Genomic DNA, 17,472 nt, shown 5'->3' with positions numbered 1-17,472 from the left:
ACCCCGGCCCCGGTCTCGGCCGACAGGAGCGCGCGGCCCGGTGGCCGGTGCGTCACCCCAGGGTGAGCAGCTCCAGCAGGCCGGGGGTCCCGACCGCCTCCGTTCCGGCCGTCCCCGCCGCGCCCGTTCCCGCCGTTCCCGCCGCCTCCGTCCCCGTACCGCCTCCGGAGAGGAAGTGCAGGGCCAGCAGCAGCCCCGCCGCGCCCGTCGCCAGGTCGGCGGAGCAGCGGCGCAGCCGGGCTCCCGGGACCAGCAGCCGGTCCTCCTCGGCGAGCAGGTGCCAGGACAGGTTCCGTACGGAGGCGAGGACGTCGGGCGCCCGGCGGCCCTCGGGCGACAGTTGCCCCGCCGTGGCCATGAGCCCTGCCCGGCCGGTGAACAGCCCCGGCTCGCGGATGAATTCGAGGGTGCAGCCCCGCCGGACCCCGGGCAGCAGGGCCGCCAGCGACGGGGCGGCGCGGCGGGCCAGATACGCCTGGGCCACCAGCGCGACCCCGCCACTGCCCTGGTCCAGGTAGAGCAGATGGCGGCGGCCGTCCTTCACCTGGACCGTGCCGCCCGGCATCGTCACACAGTGCCCCGCCTCCCGCTCCAGGGCCCGGCCGGCGGCCCGCAGATGGCGGTCGTCACCGGTGAGGGCGTGGAGTTCGAGGTGGAGCAGGGCGGCGCCGCTGAGCCCGCGCAGCAGCCCGGCCGAGGCAGGTGCTGCCAGCCCCGTTGCGGATTCGCCGCGGACCAGGCGGTCCAGGTCGTGGGCGGTGCGCACAGCCAGCTCGACGAGATCGTGGTCGACCTTGGCGTCGGGGCCGGTGGTCGCCCGGCCCGCCGACCGGGCCAGGCGCAGGGCGGCGAGGGCGATGCCCGCGCGGCCGTTCAGCAGGTCGGCCGAGGCGGACGGCGGTGCGGCGGCGGCACGTTCGAAGAGTTCCCGCCCCTCGTCGGCGCGGCCCAGCAGGGAGAGGACGACCGCCGTGCCCGGCAGCCCGCCGTAGAGGCCGCCGGGCGCGGCCGGGTCGCGGCGGCGGGCGGCATCGGAGAGCCAGTCGGTCCAGGCGGGGTCCACGGGGGCGCCGACCCGGTGCAGGGCGTACAGCACCCCGGCGGCCCCGTGCGCGAGGTCGCCGCCGCCGGTCGCGAAGGCCTGCGGGTCGCCGGGGAAGAGGCGGTCGGTGCGCTCGGGGGTCGCCCCGGCGTGGATGCCCGCGATCAGCCGGGTCCGCAGCTCCGCCCAGTCGGGGACGGGCCCGTCGAGCAGCGCGGCGATATCGCGCTCGCCGCCGAGGCGGTCCTCCGCGGCCCGCAGCGCGGCGGGCCGGATGGGCCCGGCGTCGGCCCGCAGGCGGTACCGCCTGCGGGCCCACCGCTCCAGGGTCACCGCCTTGGCCCGGTCGTGCCCGGCCATCTCCATGATCGGCATCAGCATGTAGAGCCAGGTCGCCCAGAGCGCGTACGCGTCGGACTCGGCGCCGGGCGTCCCGGTGGGTGCCTGGAGGCCCGGCGCACCGGCCACCGGGGTGTCCTGGTCGTCGAGGTCGGTGGCGTACTCGAAGTCGACGAGGACCAGTCGGCCGTCGGGGCGGATGATGACGTTGGTGGGGTGGAGGTCGCCGAAGCGGAACCCGCGCGCGTGGATCGCCGCCAGCGCCTGGGCGAGCCGCTCGGTCACGGAGTCCACCCAGGCGGTGTACGTGGCGAGTTCGGCGTCCGTGCCCGAACCGTGGAGGAGGGCGAAGCGGGCGACGATCTCCTCCAGGAGGGTGGACCCCTCGATGTGCTCCTCGATCAGGAAGTGGTGCTCCCACACGCTCCGTACGCCGTGGACCTCGGGTACGCAGTCCAGCCCGGCCAGCGCGGTCAGGGCCCGGTGCTCGCGGTGCAGCCGGGTCACCGCGTCATGGCCCACCGCGTCCAGCCCGCTGTGCGGCCGGGCCTCGCGGAGCACCACCTGCCGGCCGGTCTCGCGGTGCCGGGCCCGGTAGATCCCGCCCGCGTTGGAGAACTGGAGGGACTCCGTGACCGTGTACGGGAACGTGGTGTCCCCGGCGGCGGCGCGGGCCGCGAGGTGGGGGCGCAGCGGTTCGGGGACGGTGACCCACGGCGGCACCCGGAAGACCACGCCCCGTTCGTCGGGGACGAGTTCACCGGACGGGTGGCGCAGGGCCGGGACCCGCTCCCCGTCGGCGTCCGTGCACCAGCGGGCGACGAAGGCTCCATACCGTACGTAGACCGGGGCGTCCCCGATCCGCAGATCGCTGAGGATGTACGGGCCACGGCGTCCGGCGAGGGCCGGGACCAGTTCGTCCAGCACCCGCAGGAAGACGGTCTCGTCCGGCGGGTAGAGCGTGAGGAACTTCCCGGCGCCGGAGCGGGCCATGTACTTGTCGGACATCAGCAGGAGCGCCTGTTCGCTGCGGAGGAACTTGAACGGTACGCCGTGGGCGAGGCAGATCCGGGCGGTGTCGCGCAGGGTCGCCTCCGCCTCCTCCGGGACGGTGGAGATGTGGATCTTCCAGCCCTGCTCGGCGAGTTCGCGGCCCTCGGGGAGCAGCGAGGTCCACAGCCCGCTCCGGACCCGGCGGCGGCCCTCGGGGGCGGGGCGGAGTCCAGCGGATAGCGGGTCTCCTCGTCCCGGAGCCGGGCCGGGGTCTCGTAGTAGGTGGGGTCGGCGAGGCAGTAGAGCTGGGTCTGCTGGATACCGGAGACGGACACGGTGGATCTCCTCAGTGCGCGCCGGGACCGGCGGAGTCGGGGGCGGGGCGGGACGTTCCGGCAGGCTCCGGTTCGGGTTCCTGCGCCGACTTCGGCTCCGGCTTCGGTTCCGGCTCCCCGGTCGGCGGGGCCGTCGCCGCACCCGCCCGTACCGAGGGGGCGAGCGTGACCACGGCCGCCGAGACGGCCAGCACACAGCCGATAGCGCTAAAAGCAATACGGCTGCCGAGCAGCGTCAGCAGGGCCCCGCCCGCGAGCGGCCCGAACGGCTGGACCATCGAGGAGAGGAAGCCCGCCGCGCTCTGCACCCGGCCGATCCGGTCCTCCGGGGTGACGATCAGCAGCGTGGAGAGGAAGCCGATGCTGGCGACCGTCGAGAGGCACATGCAGATCGCGCAGAGCAGCCCGGCCAGCAGCGCGCTGCTCAGCCAGGCCAGCGCGGCGGCCGTCAGGACGCACGCCCAGCAGGTGGCGACGATCAGGGCGCGGGCGTGGCGGTCCGGGGCGATGCGGGCCGCGATCAGCGCCCCGGCGAGCGAGCCGGCCGAGACGCAGGTGAGGACGAAGCCGCCGCCGAGTCCGGAGGCGCCGTTCTCGGAGAAGACGGCGAGCGCCGTGAAGGTGAGGGCGCCGAAGGCGAAGTTCATGCCGAGGCCGAAGACGAGCAACACGGTCCGCAGGTAAGGCAGTTGCCAGAGGAAGGCGAGCCCGGCGGTGAGTTCGCGGCGGCTGAAGACCGAACCGGCCCGGCTCCTGGCCTCGGAGCGGGTGCGCACCAGCGCCACGCAGACGGTCGAGAGGAGCAGCCCTAGGAACTGGGCCGCGAAGGGCAGGGCCTCATGGATGCCGAACAGCCCGCCGCCGACGAGCGGGCCGACCATCTTGACCGTGGAGGTACGGGCCTGGAGCCGTGCGGTGGCCGTGCCCATCTGGTCCGGCGGGACGACCGCCCGCATCAGCCCGAAGGCGGCGGGGCCGTAGACGCTGCTCAGGACGGCGCCCGAGGTCGCGACCAGCAGCACGAGCACCATGGGGGCGTGTCCGTACCAGACCGCGATGGTCAGGGCCGTGACGGCGGCGAGGCTTCCGGCGTCGCAGAGCCGCATCAGCCGACGGCGCTCGACCCGGTCGGCCATGACCCCGCCCGGCAGCATCGTCACCAGCAGGGCGCAGACGGAGACCGTCCCCACCGCACCGGCCTGCACGGCGGAGCCGGTCATCTTGAGGACCAGCAGAGGCAGGGCGAGGGCGCTCATCTGGCTGCCCAGAACGGCGAAGAGGCCGCTCAACCAGAGCAGCCGGAAATCCCGGTTGGAGCGGAGCGGCGTGGCCATCGGGGGCTCCCGTTGTTCGTCGGGTCGTCGGCTGTGCGCGGGGGGGCGGGCGGGTTTCGGTCCCGTACGCGGAGGGGGCTGGGACCCGTACGCGGGGCGGGCGGTCCCGTACGGCGGCTCGGTTCCGCATGCGGGGCCCTGACCCGTACGCGGGGGCTCGGACCGCACGCGGAGGCTCGGACCGCACGCGGGGCGGGCGGCATTCGGGCCCGTACGCGGGGCGGGGCGGCCTCCGTGGTGTACGGAGGCCGCCCCGACTCCGGCGGTCGGCGCCACGACGGGTTCAAGGCCGACGTGGCGCACGCCCCAGTGGACCGGCGGGTCAGCCCAGGACGAGGCTCACGGTGCTGACGCAGTTGCCGGGGACGATCTCGCGGTCGACGACGCCCGGGGTCTCCTGGAGGTCCAGCACGGAGTGCGCCTCCACCTCGGGGGTCTCGGCCTCGTTGTTCTCGTCGGCGGCGGGCTTGGTGTTCTCGGACATGGTGGTCTCCGTCCACTCGGGGTGGGCCGGCCCGGTCTCCGTGGCGTCTGCCGCGGCCCGGTGCCTGCCGGTGCCGAGAACGTTAGGAACGGCCGCCTGACGGACGCTTCGGCGCCGGTATGGGGCCGGTATAGGGCCAGCGCAAAGTGGCCGAAAGGCGACCCCGCCGACCGGCCCGCCCTCCCCCGGACCGCGCTGACCTGGGCCCATACCGAACCTGAAGCGGCGGCCGACCGTCGGCGAACCGGTCCGCCCCAGCCTGGGCGTGCGCCCGCCGCGCCCCCGGCCCCGAAGGAGGCGGCCCGTATGGAACTCGCCGAACTCGTCGGACTGCGGCCCTTCCCGGCCGCCGGTCTGCTGCTCGGCCTCACCCGCCGCTGCCCCCTGCGCTGCCGGCACTGCTCCACCGGGTCGGACCTGACCGTGCGGGAGGAGCCGAACGCCGCCCAACTGCTGCGGTTCGTCAGCTCGTTCACCGCCGAGAACCGGCCGGACGTCGTCATGCTGACGGGCGGCGAGCCGCTGCTCCTGCCCACGCTCGCGGGCGAGCTGAGCTTCCTGGCCCGCAGCGCCGGATCGCGTACGGCGGTGTTGAGCGGGATGTTCTTCGCCCGCTCTCAGCGGATCCCGCCCGCGATCCTGCGCGCCATCGCCCAGGTCGACCACTTCTCCGCGAGCCTGGACGTCTACCACGAGCGGGAGGTGGCGCGCGCGGATGTGTTCCGGGCCCTGCACCACATCCGCGAGTCGGGGGTGAGCGTGAGCTTCCACCTCACGGGGACCGGCGCGGACGACCCGTATCTGGCCGACATCACCCGGGCCATCGACAAGGAGTTCGGCGGCCGGGTGCCGTCGCTGGTCAACGAGGTGCGGCCGTTCGGCCGGGCCGCCTCCTGGGCCCGCCCCGCGCGCACCGGCCCGGACCCGTCGGCGGCGGCGCCCTGCTCGATGGCCGCCTGGCCGGTGGTCGCCTTCGACGGTACGGTGCTGGCCTGCTGCAACCAGGACACGGTGGACCGGCGCCCTGCCCCGGCCCATCTGGACCTCGGCCACATCGGCTCCGACGACTGGGCGACCGTACGCCGACGGGCCCTGGAATCCCCGGTGTTGCGGATGATCCGTACGGTCGGCCCGACCCATCTGGCCGCCCGTTCCGGCGCCGCGCCCCACCCCGGCTCCTACTGCGACGGGTGCCGCGCGCTGGGCGGGAACGAGGCGGTGGCGGCCGGGGCCCGCGCGGTGGCCTCCGGCCCGGCGGGCGCGCTGCTCGACCTGGCGGCGGCCCGGCGCGGTGCGCTGGGCGGGCCCGAGGGGGTCGTCCGGCGGCACGGCTGCTCGGCGTACGCGCGACTGGTGGGCGCGGGGGCCGAGGCGGCGGGCACCGGGGGCGAGGTCGGGGCTCGAGCCGGGGCCCGTACCGGAACCGGGGCCGGAGACCGGGCCCGCACCGGGGCCGCGCCCCGTACCGGAACCGGGACAGCGACCCGTACCGGAGCCGGGAGCGTACGGTGACCACCGCGGCCATGGACATCTCGGCGCGGCTGCGCACCAAACTCCTCCTGCTCGAACCGGAGTTCCGGGGCGCGACCACCCACATGTGGCGCCCCGAGGGGCTGTTGGAGCGCTACCGGACCTACCTGTGCACCATGCACGCCGTGATCCGGGCGTCGGTCCCGCTGATGGAGCTGGCCCTGCGGCGCATGGCGGACCGGCCCGGCGATCCGCTCTCCGGGCCGCTGACCGCGTATCTGGCGGAGCACATCCAGGAGGAGGCGGAGCACGACGCCTGGCTGCTGGAGGATCTGCGCGCGGCGGGCGCGGCCCCCGAGGACGCGCTCGGCCCGCTGCCGCCGCCGGATGTGGCCGCCCTGGTCGGCCCCCAGTACTACTGGATCGAGCACCACCACCCCGTGGCCCTGCTCGGCTATATCGCGGTGCTGGAGGGGTACGCGCCCGCGCCCGGGCTGACCGACCGGATCGGCAGGCTGACCGGGCTGCCCGCCGCCGCCCTGCGGACCGTACGGGAGCACGCGGCGCTCGACACCGGCCACCTGGACGAGCTGTACGCGCTGCTGGACCGGCTGCCGCTGACCCGGGACCAGGAAGCGGCCGTCGCGGTCAGCGCACTGCACTCCTTCGACGCGCTCACCCGGCTGTTCGTCCGGCTCGGGCGCTCCGCACCGGCGCCGTCGCTGCGGGGAGCCGGACCCACCCCACCGACGGGAGTCACCCGATGACCGGACAACCACCACCCACCGCCCCCGAGCCCTCCCCGGACACGTCCACCTCGGACACGTCCTCCTTGGAGGCGACTCTGCACGCGGCGGGCTTCCCCGTGGATCTCCTCACCGACGAACAGCGCCTGGTCCTTGGCGAGTTGACGCCCGAGGAGCTGACCCTGCTGCTCGACGTCAAGAGCCGGCTGGACGCGGTGGGCCCGGAGGTCCAGGCCCACGGCGAGATCGCGGGCGGCGCCCTGTTCTGAGCGCGCCGCCACGGACCCCCGGGTGTCCGCGCCAGGACGGGGGTCCGGCGCGGCGGGGCCGGTGCGGCCGGGCACGACAGCCGGCCGCACCACCTCCGGCCCCGACCCTGGCCCCAGGCCCCGGCCCCGGCCCCGGCCAGCCGAGTTGACCCACGACGTGGACCACGACCCCTTGAGGACCCGCCATGATCTGCCCCTCGTGCCGACAGGACCTTCCCGCCACGGCCCGGTTCTGCTCGTCCTGCGGGACACCGTGCGCCGGTCCGGCCGCGGCGGCTCCGGCCGCCCCCGTCGCGCCTCCCCCGGAGGACGAACGCAAGCCGGTGACCGTGCTGTTCTGCGATCTCGTGGGGTCGACCGCGCTGTCGGGGGTGCTGGACCCGGAGACCCTGCGCACGGTGACCCTGCGGTACTTCGAGGCGATGAGCGCCCAGATAGTGGCGCGCGGCGGCACCCCGGAGAAGTTCATCGGGGACGCGGTCATGGCGGTGTTCGGGGTGCCGGTGGTGCGTGAGGACGACGCCCGGCGGGCGCTGGCGGCGGCGCTCGGGATGCGGCGGGCGCTGGACGCCCTCAACGAGGAGCTGGATGCCTCGCTCGGCATCCGGCTGACCACCCGGGTCGGCGTCAACACCGGTCAGGTGGTGGCGGGTTCGGACGCCACGGCCCGGCAGGCGCTGGTCTCCGGCGAGGTCGTCAACATCGCCGCGCGCCTGGAACAGAACGCGGGCCCCGGCGAGATCCTGATCGGCCCGCAGACCCTGCTCGCCGCCGGCCCCACGGTGAAGGCCGTACCCACCGGCCCGCTCCAGCTCAAGGGGAAGCGGGAGAGCGTCGAGGCGTACCGGCTGCTCGCCCTGGGCGCCGACGACCCCGAACTGCTGCGCCGCTTCGACGCCCCCTTCGTGGGCCGCGCCGCCGAACTCACCGCGCTGGAACGGGCGTTGGAGGAGACCGTACGGGACGACCGCCCCGGTCTGCTGCGGGTGACCGGCGAGGCGGGCATCGGCAAGACCCGGCTCGTACGGGAGTGGCTGACGCATCACGGCGGGGAGGGCACGTTCCGTTACGGGGCGGGCCGCTGCCGCACCTACGGGGACCACGGCACGCTGGCCCCCCTGGCCGACGCCGTACGCTCCCTGCTCCCCCAGACCGACGACCCGGCCTGCCCGCCCACAGACACGGACGCCGACGCACGTACGGGCGCCCCCACGGACACTGATACCCCCGCGGACGATGCGACGGCCGACGCGATGGCCCTGCTCTCCGGGGGCCTCCTGCGCGACGGCACGCCCAACGCCCCCTTCGAGGACATGTGCGCGGCGCTGACCGTGGTCCTGAAGCGGGCGGCCCGCACCCGTCCCGCGGTCCTGGTCTTCGACGACTGGCATGCGGCGGCGCCCCTGCTGGTACGGACGGTGGAACGGCTGACCGGGGACGCCGGGCCCGCCCGCACCCTGGTGATCTGCGCGGGCCGCCCGGACGGCATGCCCGAGGGCCGGGCACACCTCCACCTCTCCGGCCTCCCCCGTGCTGATGCGGCCCGACTGGCGGCCGGGCTGGCCCGGTTGGACGGCCGGCCCGCCCCGGCCGACGAGCGTCTCCTCGCCCGCGCCGAGGGCAATCCGCTCTACCTGGAACAGCTCCTGGTCGGCGAACAGCTCCCGGACGGCGGCGCAGGCGCGGCCACCACCCCATCGGGCCCCGACGGCGAGCTACCACCCACGCTCCAGGCCCTGTTGGGCGCCCGGATCGGCGCGCTCGCCCGGCCCGAGCGCGGGGTGGTGGACCTGGCGGCGGTGATCGGCCGGGAGTTCGCGGCGGCGGAGCTGGTCCGCCTGGAGCGGTCGGTACGGCTGGAGCAGTCGGTGCGGACAGCGGACCGGGCCCGTGCAACTGCCGCCCCGCCCGGCGCGGAAGACTCTCCCGGCGCTCCACCCGACGACCGCCACCGCGTCGACGAGGCCCTCGCGGAGCTGGCCCGACGGCGGCTGGTGGAGCCCGCGCAGCCCTCCGGGGCCGGGGACCCGTCGGCGTACCGGTTCAGCAGTGGGCTGGTGCACGAGGTCGCCTACTCCTCGCTCTCCAAGCGGGCCAAGGCGGAGCGCCACGCATGGGCGGCCGAGCTGCCGAGCGTGGCGCGGACCGGGGACGGTGCGGTCGGGGGCCATCTGGAGCGCGCCTACCGCTACCGCGCCGAGCTGGGGCTGCTGGACGACCGGGCCCGGGAGCTGCGGGACCACGCCGCCGCCGCGCTGGCCCGGGCCGGTGCGCAGGCCGCCGCCCGGTCCGACCTGCACTGGGCGCACGGGCTGCTGGAGCGGGCGGTGGAGCTGCGGCCGGACGCGGCGCGGGCGGTGCTGGGGCTCGGCGAGGTACGGGTGGCGCTCGGCCGGACCGAGGAGGGCGCCGAACTGCTGCGTACGGTAAGGGACTTGCCCGCCGCCCCCGTGGAGTCCGCGCACGCCCGGCTGGCGCTGGCGGTGCTGGACCCGACGGCGCCCCCCGGTCCCGCCGCCACGGCCCGTGCGGTGCTGCCGGTCTTCGAGGCGGCCGGGGACGCGGTCGGCCGGGCCCGGGCCCACCTCCGCCTCGCCCAGCAGCTCCAGCAGTCGGGCCGCCACGAGGAGGCGGAGCGCGACCACGCGCGGGCCCTGGAGCACGCGGTGGCCGCCGGGGCGGAGCCGGAGCGGGCCGGGGCGCTTGGCGCGATCGGGATCTCCCTCTGGCGCGGGCCCGTCCCGGTGCCGGAGGCGGTGGAGCGCTGCCGCACCCTGCTGACGGCCCACGGTGCGGGCCGGCCGACGGTGCGGGTGACGCTCAACTGCCCGCTGGCCGTCCTGTACGGGCTCCAGGAACGGTCCGACGAGGCGTACGCGTGCCTGGCCGAGGCGGAACGGCTGGCCGGGAAGCTGGGGTTCGCGGAGGCGGAGGTGTTCCTTCCGGTGTTCCGGGCGACGGTGGAGGCGCTGCTCGGCCGGGGCGCGGAGGCCCTGGAGCTGCTGGCCCGGGCGGACGCGGCGGCCCGGCGCATGGGGGCGGCGGGCATGCGGACGGCCGTCGCGCTGGACGCGGCCCGGCTGGAGCTGGACGCGGGCGCGGAGGACCGGGCGGTGGAGTGGCTGGCGACCGTGGGCGAGTTGTCGGGGCCGAGCGGGGCGGACGCCGTCGACCTGGAGGGGCTGCGGGCCCGGCTGGCGGCCCGGGAGCGGCCGGACGAGGCGCTCCACCACGCCGAGAGGGCCGTACGCGCCTCCCTCCTCACCGACTCGCCGCTGGTGCAGGCCACCGCCGAACTGGACCGGGCCCGCACGCTCGCCACGCTGGGCCTCACGGCGGCGGCGGGGGCGGCGGCCCGGAGCGCGGCGGACCACTTCGCGGGCAAGGGCCATCTGCCGGGGGCGCGCCGGGCGACCGCGTTCCGCACGGCGCTGCACCTCCCGAGGACGAGGACCACGACGGACACGGGCACGGCGGCCACGGCCACGGCGGACCTGGCCGCGACGATCACGGCGAGGGAGGGGAGCTGACCCGATGGGCACCACGGGAGAGACGACGACAGTGACCACTCATACGGCCCCGGGGCTGGGCCTGACCTGGAGCCTGCGCGGACGCGGCCCCGAGGACGTCCCCGTACTGGGCGATCCGGGGCCGCCGGGCGGACAGCCCGCGGCCCCCGCCACCGGACGCGGCGTACGCGTCTGCGTGGTGGACTCGGGCGTGGAACGCGACCATCCGCTGGTCGGTGAACCGGCCTCGTCCTGGGTGGTCGTCAAGGACGAGGAGAGCGGGGAGATCACGGTCGAGCCGACGACGACCGGCGACACCTGCGGCCATGGCACCGCGTGCGCGGGCATCATCCGCCGGACCGCGCCGGAGTGCGAGATCCACAGCGTACGGGTGCTGGGGGAACGGTTCTCCGGTACGGGCGACATCCTGATGGCCGGGCTGCGGTGGGCGGTCGAGCAGCGCTTCGACGTGGTGAACCTGAGCCTGTCGACCACCCGGACCCGGTTCGCGCAGGAGCTGCACTCGCTGGCGGACAGCGCCTACTTCGCCCGTACGGTGATCGTCGCCTCGGCCCACAACACCCCGGTGGAGAGCTTCCCGTGGCGGTTCGCGTCGGTGATCTCCGTGGGCAGCCACCAGGAGGACGACCCCGACCTCCACCTCTACAACCCGGCCCCGCCGGTGGAGTTCTTCGGCCCTGGCCAGAACGTGACCGTGCCGTGGCTGGGCGGCCGGACGATCCGCACCACCGGGAACAGCTTCGCGACGCCGTACGTGGCCGGGCTCTGCGCGCGCCTGCTGTCGGCGCACCCGCGGATGACGGCCTTCCAGCTCAAGAACGCGCTCTATCTGTCGGCGGCCAACGTCCGCCACGACCCGAGCACAGCAGACCACGCCCCGCGTCCTTCAACAGCGGCAGGAGACACCCACGATGACGCCGAAATCTGATTCCGCCCTTTCGCTGTCCGCCCCCGTGCCTGCCGCGTCCGCTTCCGCTTCCGACGCGCACCGCGACGAACTGCTCCAGTCGGTCGTGGATGTCGCCCGGGCCATCTTCGGCGCGGCGGCGGGCTCGGTGCTGCTGCTCGACGAGGAGGCGGACGAGCTGGTCTTCCGGGCGGTCTCCGGGGAGGGCCAGGAGTTCCTGGTGGGCCGCCGGTTCCCGGCCGGGCGGGGCATCGCCGGCTGGGTGGCGACCTCGGGCGAGCCGATGGTGGTGGACGACCTGGCCGACGACCCGTCGTTCGACCGCTCACTGGCGGAGTCCACGGAGTACGTCCCCAACTCCCTGATGGCGGCCCCTCTGATCAGCGACTCCCGGGTCCTCGGCGTCCTGGAGGTGCTGGACGCGTCACCGCAGGCCAGGAGCAGCGTGCGGGAGCTGGACCTGCTGGCGATGTTCGCCCGGCAGGCGGCGGCGGCCCTGCGGGTGATCACCCCGGAACCGGTGACCTCGGCCCCGGCGGCGCGTCCGCTGGAGGCCACCGAACGGGAGGACGCGCTGCGGCTGCTCGGTAGCCTGGAGCAGGTGCTGCGGGGCACCGCATAGCGTCCCGGGCGGCGGGCAGGAGCCGGGGGAAGGGCGCCGGGCTCCCCGCGCGGCGACGACGGAAGGACGCACACGTGAAGCTCGCTTTCTCCACGCTCGGGGTACCGGGCCTGCCGCTGCCCGAGGTCGTCCGGCTCGCCGCCGACCACGGGTACCAGGGCGTGGAGCTGCGCGCCCACCCCGAGGAGCCCGTACACCTGGGGCTCTCCTCCCTCGAACGGGCCGATGTGGTGGAGGCGTTCAAGGCGGCCGGGGTGGAGATCCTGACCGTGGCGGGGTACGTCCAGGTGGCGGCCGAGGGCGACGACGAGGCCGTCTCCGCCGAACTGGCCGAGCTGCTGAAGCTGGCCCGGGACCTGGGCGCCCGGTACGTCCGGGTCTTCCCCGGCGGCGGCGACCAGGACCCGGCGGACGCCGACGCCACGGCCGCCCGCCGCCTGGGCTCGGCCGCCCCGGCCGCCGCCGACATGGGCGTCACCATCCTGCTGGAGACCCACGACTCCCACCGCGCGGGCGCCGACGTGGCCCGGATCGCCGGCACGGTCGGCCACCCCAGGGTCGGCGCCATCTGGGACGTCCTGCACACCTGGCTCGCCGACGAGGACCCCACCGCCACGCACGCGATCCTGGCCCCGCACCTCGGCTACGTACAGGTGAAGGACGTCGCCTCCCCGACCGACCTCACCCCCCTCCCCCTGGGCACGGGCGCCCTCCCCCTGGCCGCCTGCCTGGAACTGCTGGACCCCGACACCTGGGTCTGCTGGGAGTACGAGAAGCGCTGGCACCCGGACGCGGCCGACCTCCCCGGCCTCCTCAGCGCGGGCCGGGAGCACCTGCTGCGGCTGGGGGCGCCGAAGGGGTAGGCGGCGGTTCCCCCACGCCCGCCGACAGTGACACTTGTCACAGACCGGATGCCCGGTTTTGGCGGCTTAGTGTCTCCATAACTCCCTGGCGATTCACACAGGATCTTCATAGAGTCCCGCATGACTCCTCATTCGCGATGGGGAGCAGCACGCGTGGACGGGGTGGGGACTGTGTCGGGGAGACGGCGTTACCGAAGAACAACAGGGCTGGTGGCAGGGGGTATCGGCCTTGTCCTGCTGGCGGGCCTGGCGCCCCAGGCGGTCGCCGCACCGAGCGGTCGGCAGGCCTCTCCGCCGAGTGAAGCCGGGGAAGCCGGAGAGCCCGGCGCGGGCGTGGACGCCGCGTCGGCGGAGGCAAAGCGTACCGGGCGGTCCGTTGAGGTGACGTCGTTGCGTGGGGAGAGCAGCGAGGTTTTCGCGACGCCTGAGGGCAGCTTGGAGGCGCGGGAGTATCTGCGTCCGGTGCGGGCCCGGGTGAAGGGCGTGTGGCAGCCGGTCGATACCGGGCTGGTCCGTGCGGCGGACGGCAGTGTGGTGCCGAAGGTGGCCACGGTGGATCTGGCGTTCTCCGGGGGCGGTGACACACCGCTCGTTCGGATGCGGAAGGCGGGCCGTGAGCTGGCGCTGTCCTGGCCGGAGAAGTTGCCTGTGCCCGAGACGGAGGGGCCCCGGGCCACGTACCGGAATGTGCTTCCGGATGTGGATCTGCGGATGGAGGCGCAGGAGGACGGTTTCACGCAGCTGCTCGTGGTCAGGTCCGCGGAGGCGGCGGCGAACGAGAAGCTGTCCGAGCTGCGTCTGAAGCTGGCCGCGGACGGTATGGAGGTGCGGGAGACGTCCGGCGGTGGTCTGGAGGCGGTCGACGAGGGCGCCAAGGGTGCGGTGTTCGAGGCCCCGCGCCCGATGATGTGGGACTCCAGCACTCCGGCGGAGTCCACGCCGAGCGGGGCCGGGAGCGCGTCGGCCCGTTCGGCTCGCGGAGCGGCGCTCTCCGATGCCGATACCGCCCAGCCTGCCTCTGCCGAGGGCAAGGAGGAGGCGGCTCCCACGGAGTCGGGGAAGCTGGCTCCGGTGGGGGTGGCGCTTCCGGCCGGTGGCGGGGAGTTGGTGCTGACTCCGGACACGGAGGTGCTGCGGGGCGAGGACACGACGTATCCCGTTTTCATCGATCCGCAGTGGTACTCGCCGAAGGCTTCGGCGTGGACGATGGCGTCGAAGTACTGGGCGTCCTCCCCGCAGTGGAAGTTCAACGGCCAGCCGGACGCCGGTATGGGGTTGTGCAACTGGAACTACTGCCAGCCCAATGACACCAAGCGCCTGCTGTACCAGATCCCGACCTCCCGGTTCGCCGGTCAGACGGTTCTGTCGGCGGAGTTCGTGGTGCGGAACACCTGGTCGGCCTCGTGCACGGCCAAGGGGGTGCAGTTGTGGCGGACCAAGGGCATCTCGTCGTCGACGACGTGGAACTCGCAGAACGCTTCCGGGTTCTGGATCAAGCAGCTCGCCTCGAGGTCGTTCGCCCACGGCTATACGGGCTGTGCGGCGAAGGACGCCGAGTTCGATGTGAAGTCGGCGGTGCAGGAGGCCGCGAACGGCAAGTGGTCCACGATGACGTTCGGTCTGCGGGCGGCGAGCGAGTCGGACGGGCTGGGCTGGAAGCGGTTCTCCGACAAGGCGTTCCTGCGGGTGCAGTACAACCGGCCGCCCGGCCAGGTGAAGATGTCGCAGCTGTCGATGGAGTACGGGGGCGTGTGCAAGCCCCCCGCGAGTGCTCCGCGGGTACGCACCCTGGGCAAGATCAATATCGCCGGTGTGACCGACCCGGACGGTGACAACGTCGCGGTCCAGGTGCAGGCATCCTGGGACGCGGGGGACGGCAAGGGCCTGATCACTCGGTGGAACCCCGCCCTGACCTCGTACAAGAAGTCGGGTTCCACATTCACCCTGAGCCTGCCGACGACGATCCCGCAGAACACGCTGGTGGACTGGCGCGTCCGGTCCTACGACGGTGCCCAGTACTCCCCGTGGTCGTGGGCGGGCGATGCGACGTCGTGCTACTTCGTCTACGACAAGACCGTTCCGGCGGCCCCGACGATCGCGTCGCCGGAGTACCCGGCATCCCAGCCGGAGGATCCGAATGATCCGTGGCTGGACGGGGTGGGCCAGTACGGCACGTTCACCTTCAAGTCGTCGTCCAGCGACGTGACGCGCTACTGGTACGGCATCAACAGCGACCCCACCTCGGACCGCCAGTTGACCACCACGGGCGGCGCGGCCAAGAGCGTGCCGTTCCTGCCCTCGAAGCCGGGTCTGAACTTCATCACCGCCCAGGCGTTCGACGCGGCCGGTAACGGGTCGGAGATCCGTACGTACCAGTTCCGGGTCAAGGCCGGCCAGCCCGAACGAGCCACCTGGCAGCTCGACGAGGAAGCAGGCGCCACCGAAGCACGAGGCACGACCCCGCCGAGGACGCTGGCACTCCACGGGGGCGCGACCACCGGGGCACCCGGCACGAAGGGCACCGCTCTCGAACTCGACGGCACCGACGGCTACGCCTCCTCCGACCTCTCGGTGGTCGACACGACCCGGGGCTTCACGGTCTCCACATGGGTCAAGCTGTCCAGGATCCCGCAGGGCACGGCGATCATCGCCTCCCAGCCGGGCAGCCACACGACGAGCTTCGAGCTGTACTACTCGGCCGCCTACGACCGGTGGGTGTTCAACCAGTACGAGACGGACACACCGAACGCGAACATCGTCCGGGCGATGGCCGCCCAGCCCGGTGGGGTCAGCGCGGACACCTGGACGCATCTGACCGGTTCGTACGACGAGGCCGCCAAGAAGCTGCGGCTGTACGTCGACGGCCGGCTCGTCGGCGAGGCACCGCTGCCGAACGCGTGGAACGCCCGGCGCGGTCTGACGATCGGGGCCGGCTCCTACGGCGGAGCGAAGCAGTCGTTCTTCCCCGGCGCCGTGGACGAACTCCAGATCTTCGACCGGACCCTGGCCCAGGGAGACATCGACAAGCTGTACGCCAAGCAGCCCGTCGGCGACCCCGGCAGCCCCGCCCTGGCCCTCTTCCCGCTGGACGAGGAAGCGGGTGCCACGGAGATCCGGGGCCATGGCGGTGTCCTGCCCGCGAAGTACAGCGGCGGGGTCACCACCGGCGTTCCGGGCATCGCCGGAAAGGCCGCCGACTTCGACGGCACCACCGGATACGCCCGGGTCGGCCAGGCAGGCAGCCCGCACGTGAACACCTCACGCAGCTTCACCGTCAGCGCCTGGGCCAAGTTGGACACCACCAAGCCCGGCAAGGCTGCGATCATCGCGGCCCAGACCGGCACCCACAAACCCGGGTTCGAGCTGTACTACTCGGCCGGCTTCGACCGCTGGGTCTTCAACCAGTACGCCACCGACACCGCACAGGCCCAGCCCATCCGCGCGATGCAGCCGGACGGAACGACGGCACGGGCCGACGAATGGGTCCACCTGACCGGCGTCCACGACACCGTCGCCAAGACCCTGACCCTCTACGTCAACGGCCAGAAAGCCGGCTCCGCCCCGATCAGCAACCCCTTCCACGCCGACCGGTCCATGACCATCGGAGCCGGCATCTACAGCGGAACCACCGACTGCCACTTCCCCGGCCTGATCGACGACGTCCGCCTCTTCCAACGCCCCGTCTCGGCCGAGGAAGTACAGCAGATGTTCCGGCAACGCCCCATCGTCAAGAGCAGGTGGAACTTCGAGGAGACGACTCCTGGAACGCCGTCCGGCACACCGGATTCTTCCGTGGAGAAGAACGACCTGACGCTCCACGGAGCTGCCGAGCTGGGCATGGGCTGGGTCGACAGCGGCGGCCTCCATCTGAACGGAACGAGCGGCTTCGCGGAGACGTCGAAGATGCCCGTCGACACCAGCACCAGCTTCACGATGACGGCCTGGGCCCAGGCGGCGGCTCTGCCCGAACACGACATGACCGTGCTCAGCGCGGGCGGCGCGAAGCGCAGCGCGCTCGAGGTCCGCTACCGCCCTGAGCCGGCCGACCCGAACGGGCCCGGCAGCTGGCAGCTCACTCTGCCCGACAGGGACGACGCGGCTGCCACGGTCAAGCAGCTGAGCAGCTCCGAGTTCTATGACGTCCGTCTCTGGAACCACATCACCGTGGTCTATGACGGCTTCGCCAAAGAAGCTCGCCTCTACGTCAACGGCGCGCTCCAGGAGGTCGCCTGCAATGACGCGGACGGGGACGGGGAGCCGGACCAAGCCGGCTGCCAGGACCTCATCGCCTGGGCCGAGGACGTCCTGACCTTCAAGGCCACCGGTTCGCTCCGGATCGGACGGACCCAGAGCACGGGCACCGGCCAGTACTTCGCCGGGTCGATCGACGATGTTTGGTTCTTCCAGGGGGCGTTGAACGACAGCCAGATCCGCTACCTCTTCGAAGGGCTTGTCGATATTCCGACCGAGGTCCCCGACGGCAGCTGACACCGCCACATCCGGAGGGCGGGCCGCCTCGCCGGGGCGGCCCACCCTGC

At 73.7% G+C, this 17,472-nt stretch carries 10 protein-coding genes and 1 pseudogene; 8 read left to right on the top strand and 3 right to left on the bottom strand.

Features of this window, described 5'->3' with window-relative positions; translation table 11 throughout:
* Positions 1-52 precede the first annotated feature (52 nt).
* The 3 genes and pseudogenes from lanKC to DJ476_RS34970 all read right to left on the bottom strand — a co-directional run bounded on the left by lanKC (position 53) and on the right by DJ476_RS34970 (position 4,527).
* Positions 53-2,709: pseudogene (gene lanKC, locus DJ476_RS23205) on the bottom strand (class III lanthionine synthetase LanKC).
* 11 nt (positions 2,710-2,720) lie between these two features.
* Positions 2,721-4,043, bottom strand: a complete 1,323-nt coding sequence (locus DJ476_RS23200) for an MFS transporter (RefSeq protein WP_112491446.1) — start codon at positions 4,041-4,043, stop codon at positions 2,721-2,723.
* Between the two features lie 322 nt (positions 4,044-4,365).
* On the bottom strand, positions 4,366-4,527 hold the full coding sequence (locus DJ476_RS34970; RefSeq protein ID WP_164877906.1) for a hypothetical protein: 162 nt from the start codon (positions 4,525-4,527) through the stop codon (positions 4,366-4,368).
* 306 nt (positions 4,528-4,833) lie between these two features.
* Here DJ476_RS34970 and DJ476_RS23195 point away from each other — a divergent pair, with 306 nt between their 5' ends.
* The 8 genes from DJ476_RS23195 to DJ476_RS23160 all read left to right on the top strand — a co-directional run bounded on the left by DJ476_RS23195 (position 4,834) and on the right by DJ476_RS23160 (position 17,422).
* Positions 4,834-6,039 (top strand): radical SAM protein, encoded by a 1,206-nt coding sequence (locus tag DJ476_RS23195; protein ID WP_241565567.1) that lies wholly within the window; start codon positions 4,834-4,836, stop codon positions 6,037-6,039.
* An 11-nt stretch (positions 6,040-6,050) separates the two neighbouring features.
* The gene (locus DJ476_RS23190; RefSeq protein WP_112492597.1) at positions 6,051-6,764 is read left to right on the top strand and encodes an iron-containing redox enzyme family protein; all 714 of its coding nucleotides are present in this window, start codon (positions 6,051-6,053) and stop codon (positions 6,762-6,764) included.
* Complete coding sequence (locus DJ476_RS23185) at positions 6,761-7,012, top strand: aroma-sacti cluster domain-containing protein (protein ID WP_241565566.1); 252 nt, start codon at positions 6,761-6,763, stop codon at positions 7,010-7,012. Before DJ476_RS23190 ends, DJ476_RS23185 begins: the two co-directional genes overlap by 4 nt.
* Positions 7,013-7,197: 185 nt before the next feature.
* Entirely contained in the window at positions 7,198-10,542 is a 3,345-nt protein-coding gene (locus DJ476_RS23180; protein WP_318294773.1) for an adenylate/guanylate cyclase domain-containing protein, read from the top strand.
* Positions 10,543-10,546: 4 nt separating this feature from the next.
* The gene (locus DJ476_RS23175) at positions 10,547-11,470 is read left to right on the top strand and encodes a S8 family peptidase (RefSeq protein WP_112491444.1); all 924 of its coding nucleotides are present in this window, start codon (positions 10,547-10,549) and stop codon (positions 11,468-11,470) included.
* Positions 11,454-12,071, top strand: coding sequence for a GAF domain-containing protein (locus tag DJ476_RS23170; RefSeq protein ID WP_103418296.1), 618 nt, complete (start codon positions 11,454-11,456; stop codon positions 12,069-12,071). The genes DJ476_RS23175 and DJ476_RS23170 overlap by 17 nt, the downstream gene beginning before the upstream one ends.
* A gap of 74 nt (positions 12,072-12,145) precedes the next feature.
* Positions 12,146-12,934 carry a sugar phosphate isomerase/epimerase family protein gene (locus tag DJ476_RS23165; protein WP_103418295.1) on the top strand — a complete coding sequence of 263 codons (789 nt, stop codon included), beginning with the start codon at positions 12,146-12,148 and terminating at the stop codon, positions 12,932-12,934.
* A 120-nt stretch (positions 12,935-13,054) separates the two neighbouring features.
* On the top strand, positions 13,055-17,422 hold the full coding sequence (locus DJ476_RS23160; RefSeq protein WP_112491443.1) for a LamG-like jellyroll fold domain-containing protein: 4,368 nt from the start codon (positions 13,055-13,057) through the stop codon (positions 17,420-17,422).
* The last annotated feature ends 50 nt before the right edge of the window (positions 17,423-17,472 follow it).

Origin of the sequence: Streptomyces bacillaris (genome assembly GCF_003268675.1) — a bacterium.
Taxonomy (GTDB): Bacteria; Actinomycetota; Actinomycetes; order Streptomycetales; family Streptomycetaceae; genus Streptomyces; species Streptomyces bacillaris.
This window is presented reverse-complemented; position numbering and strand designations above follow the sequence as displayed.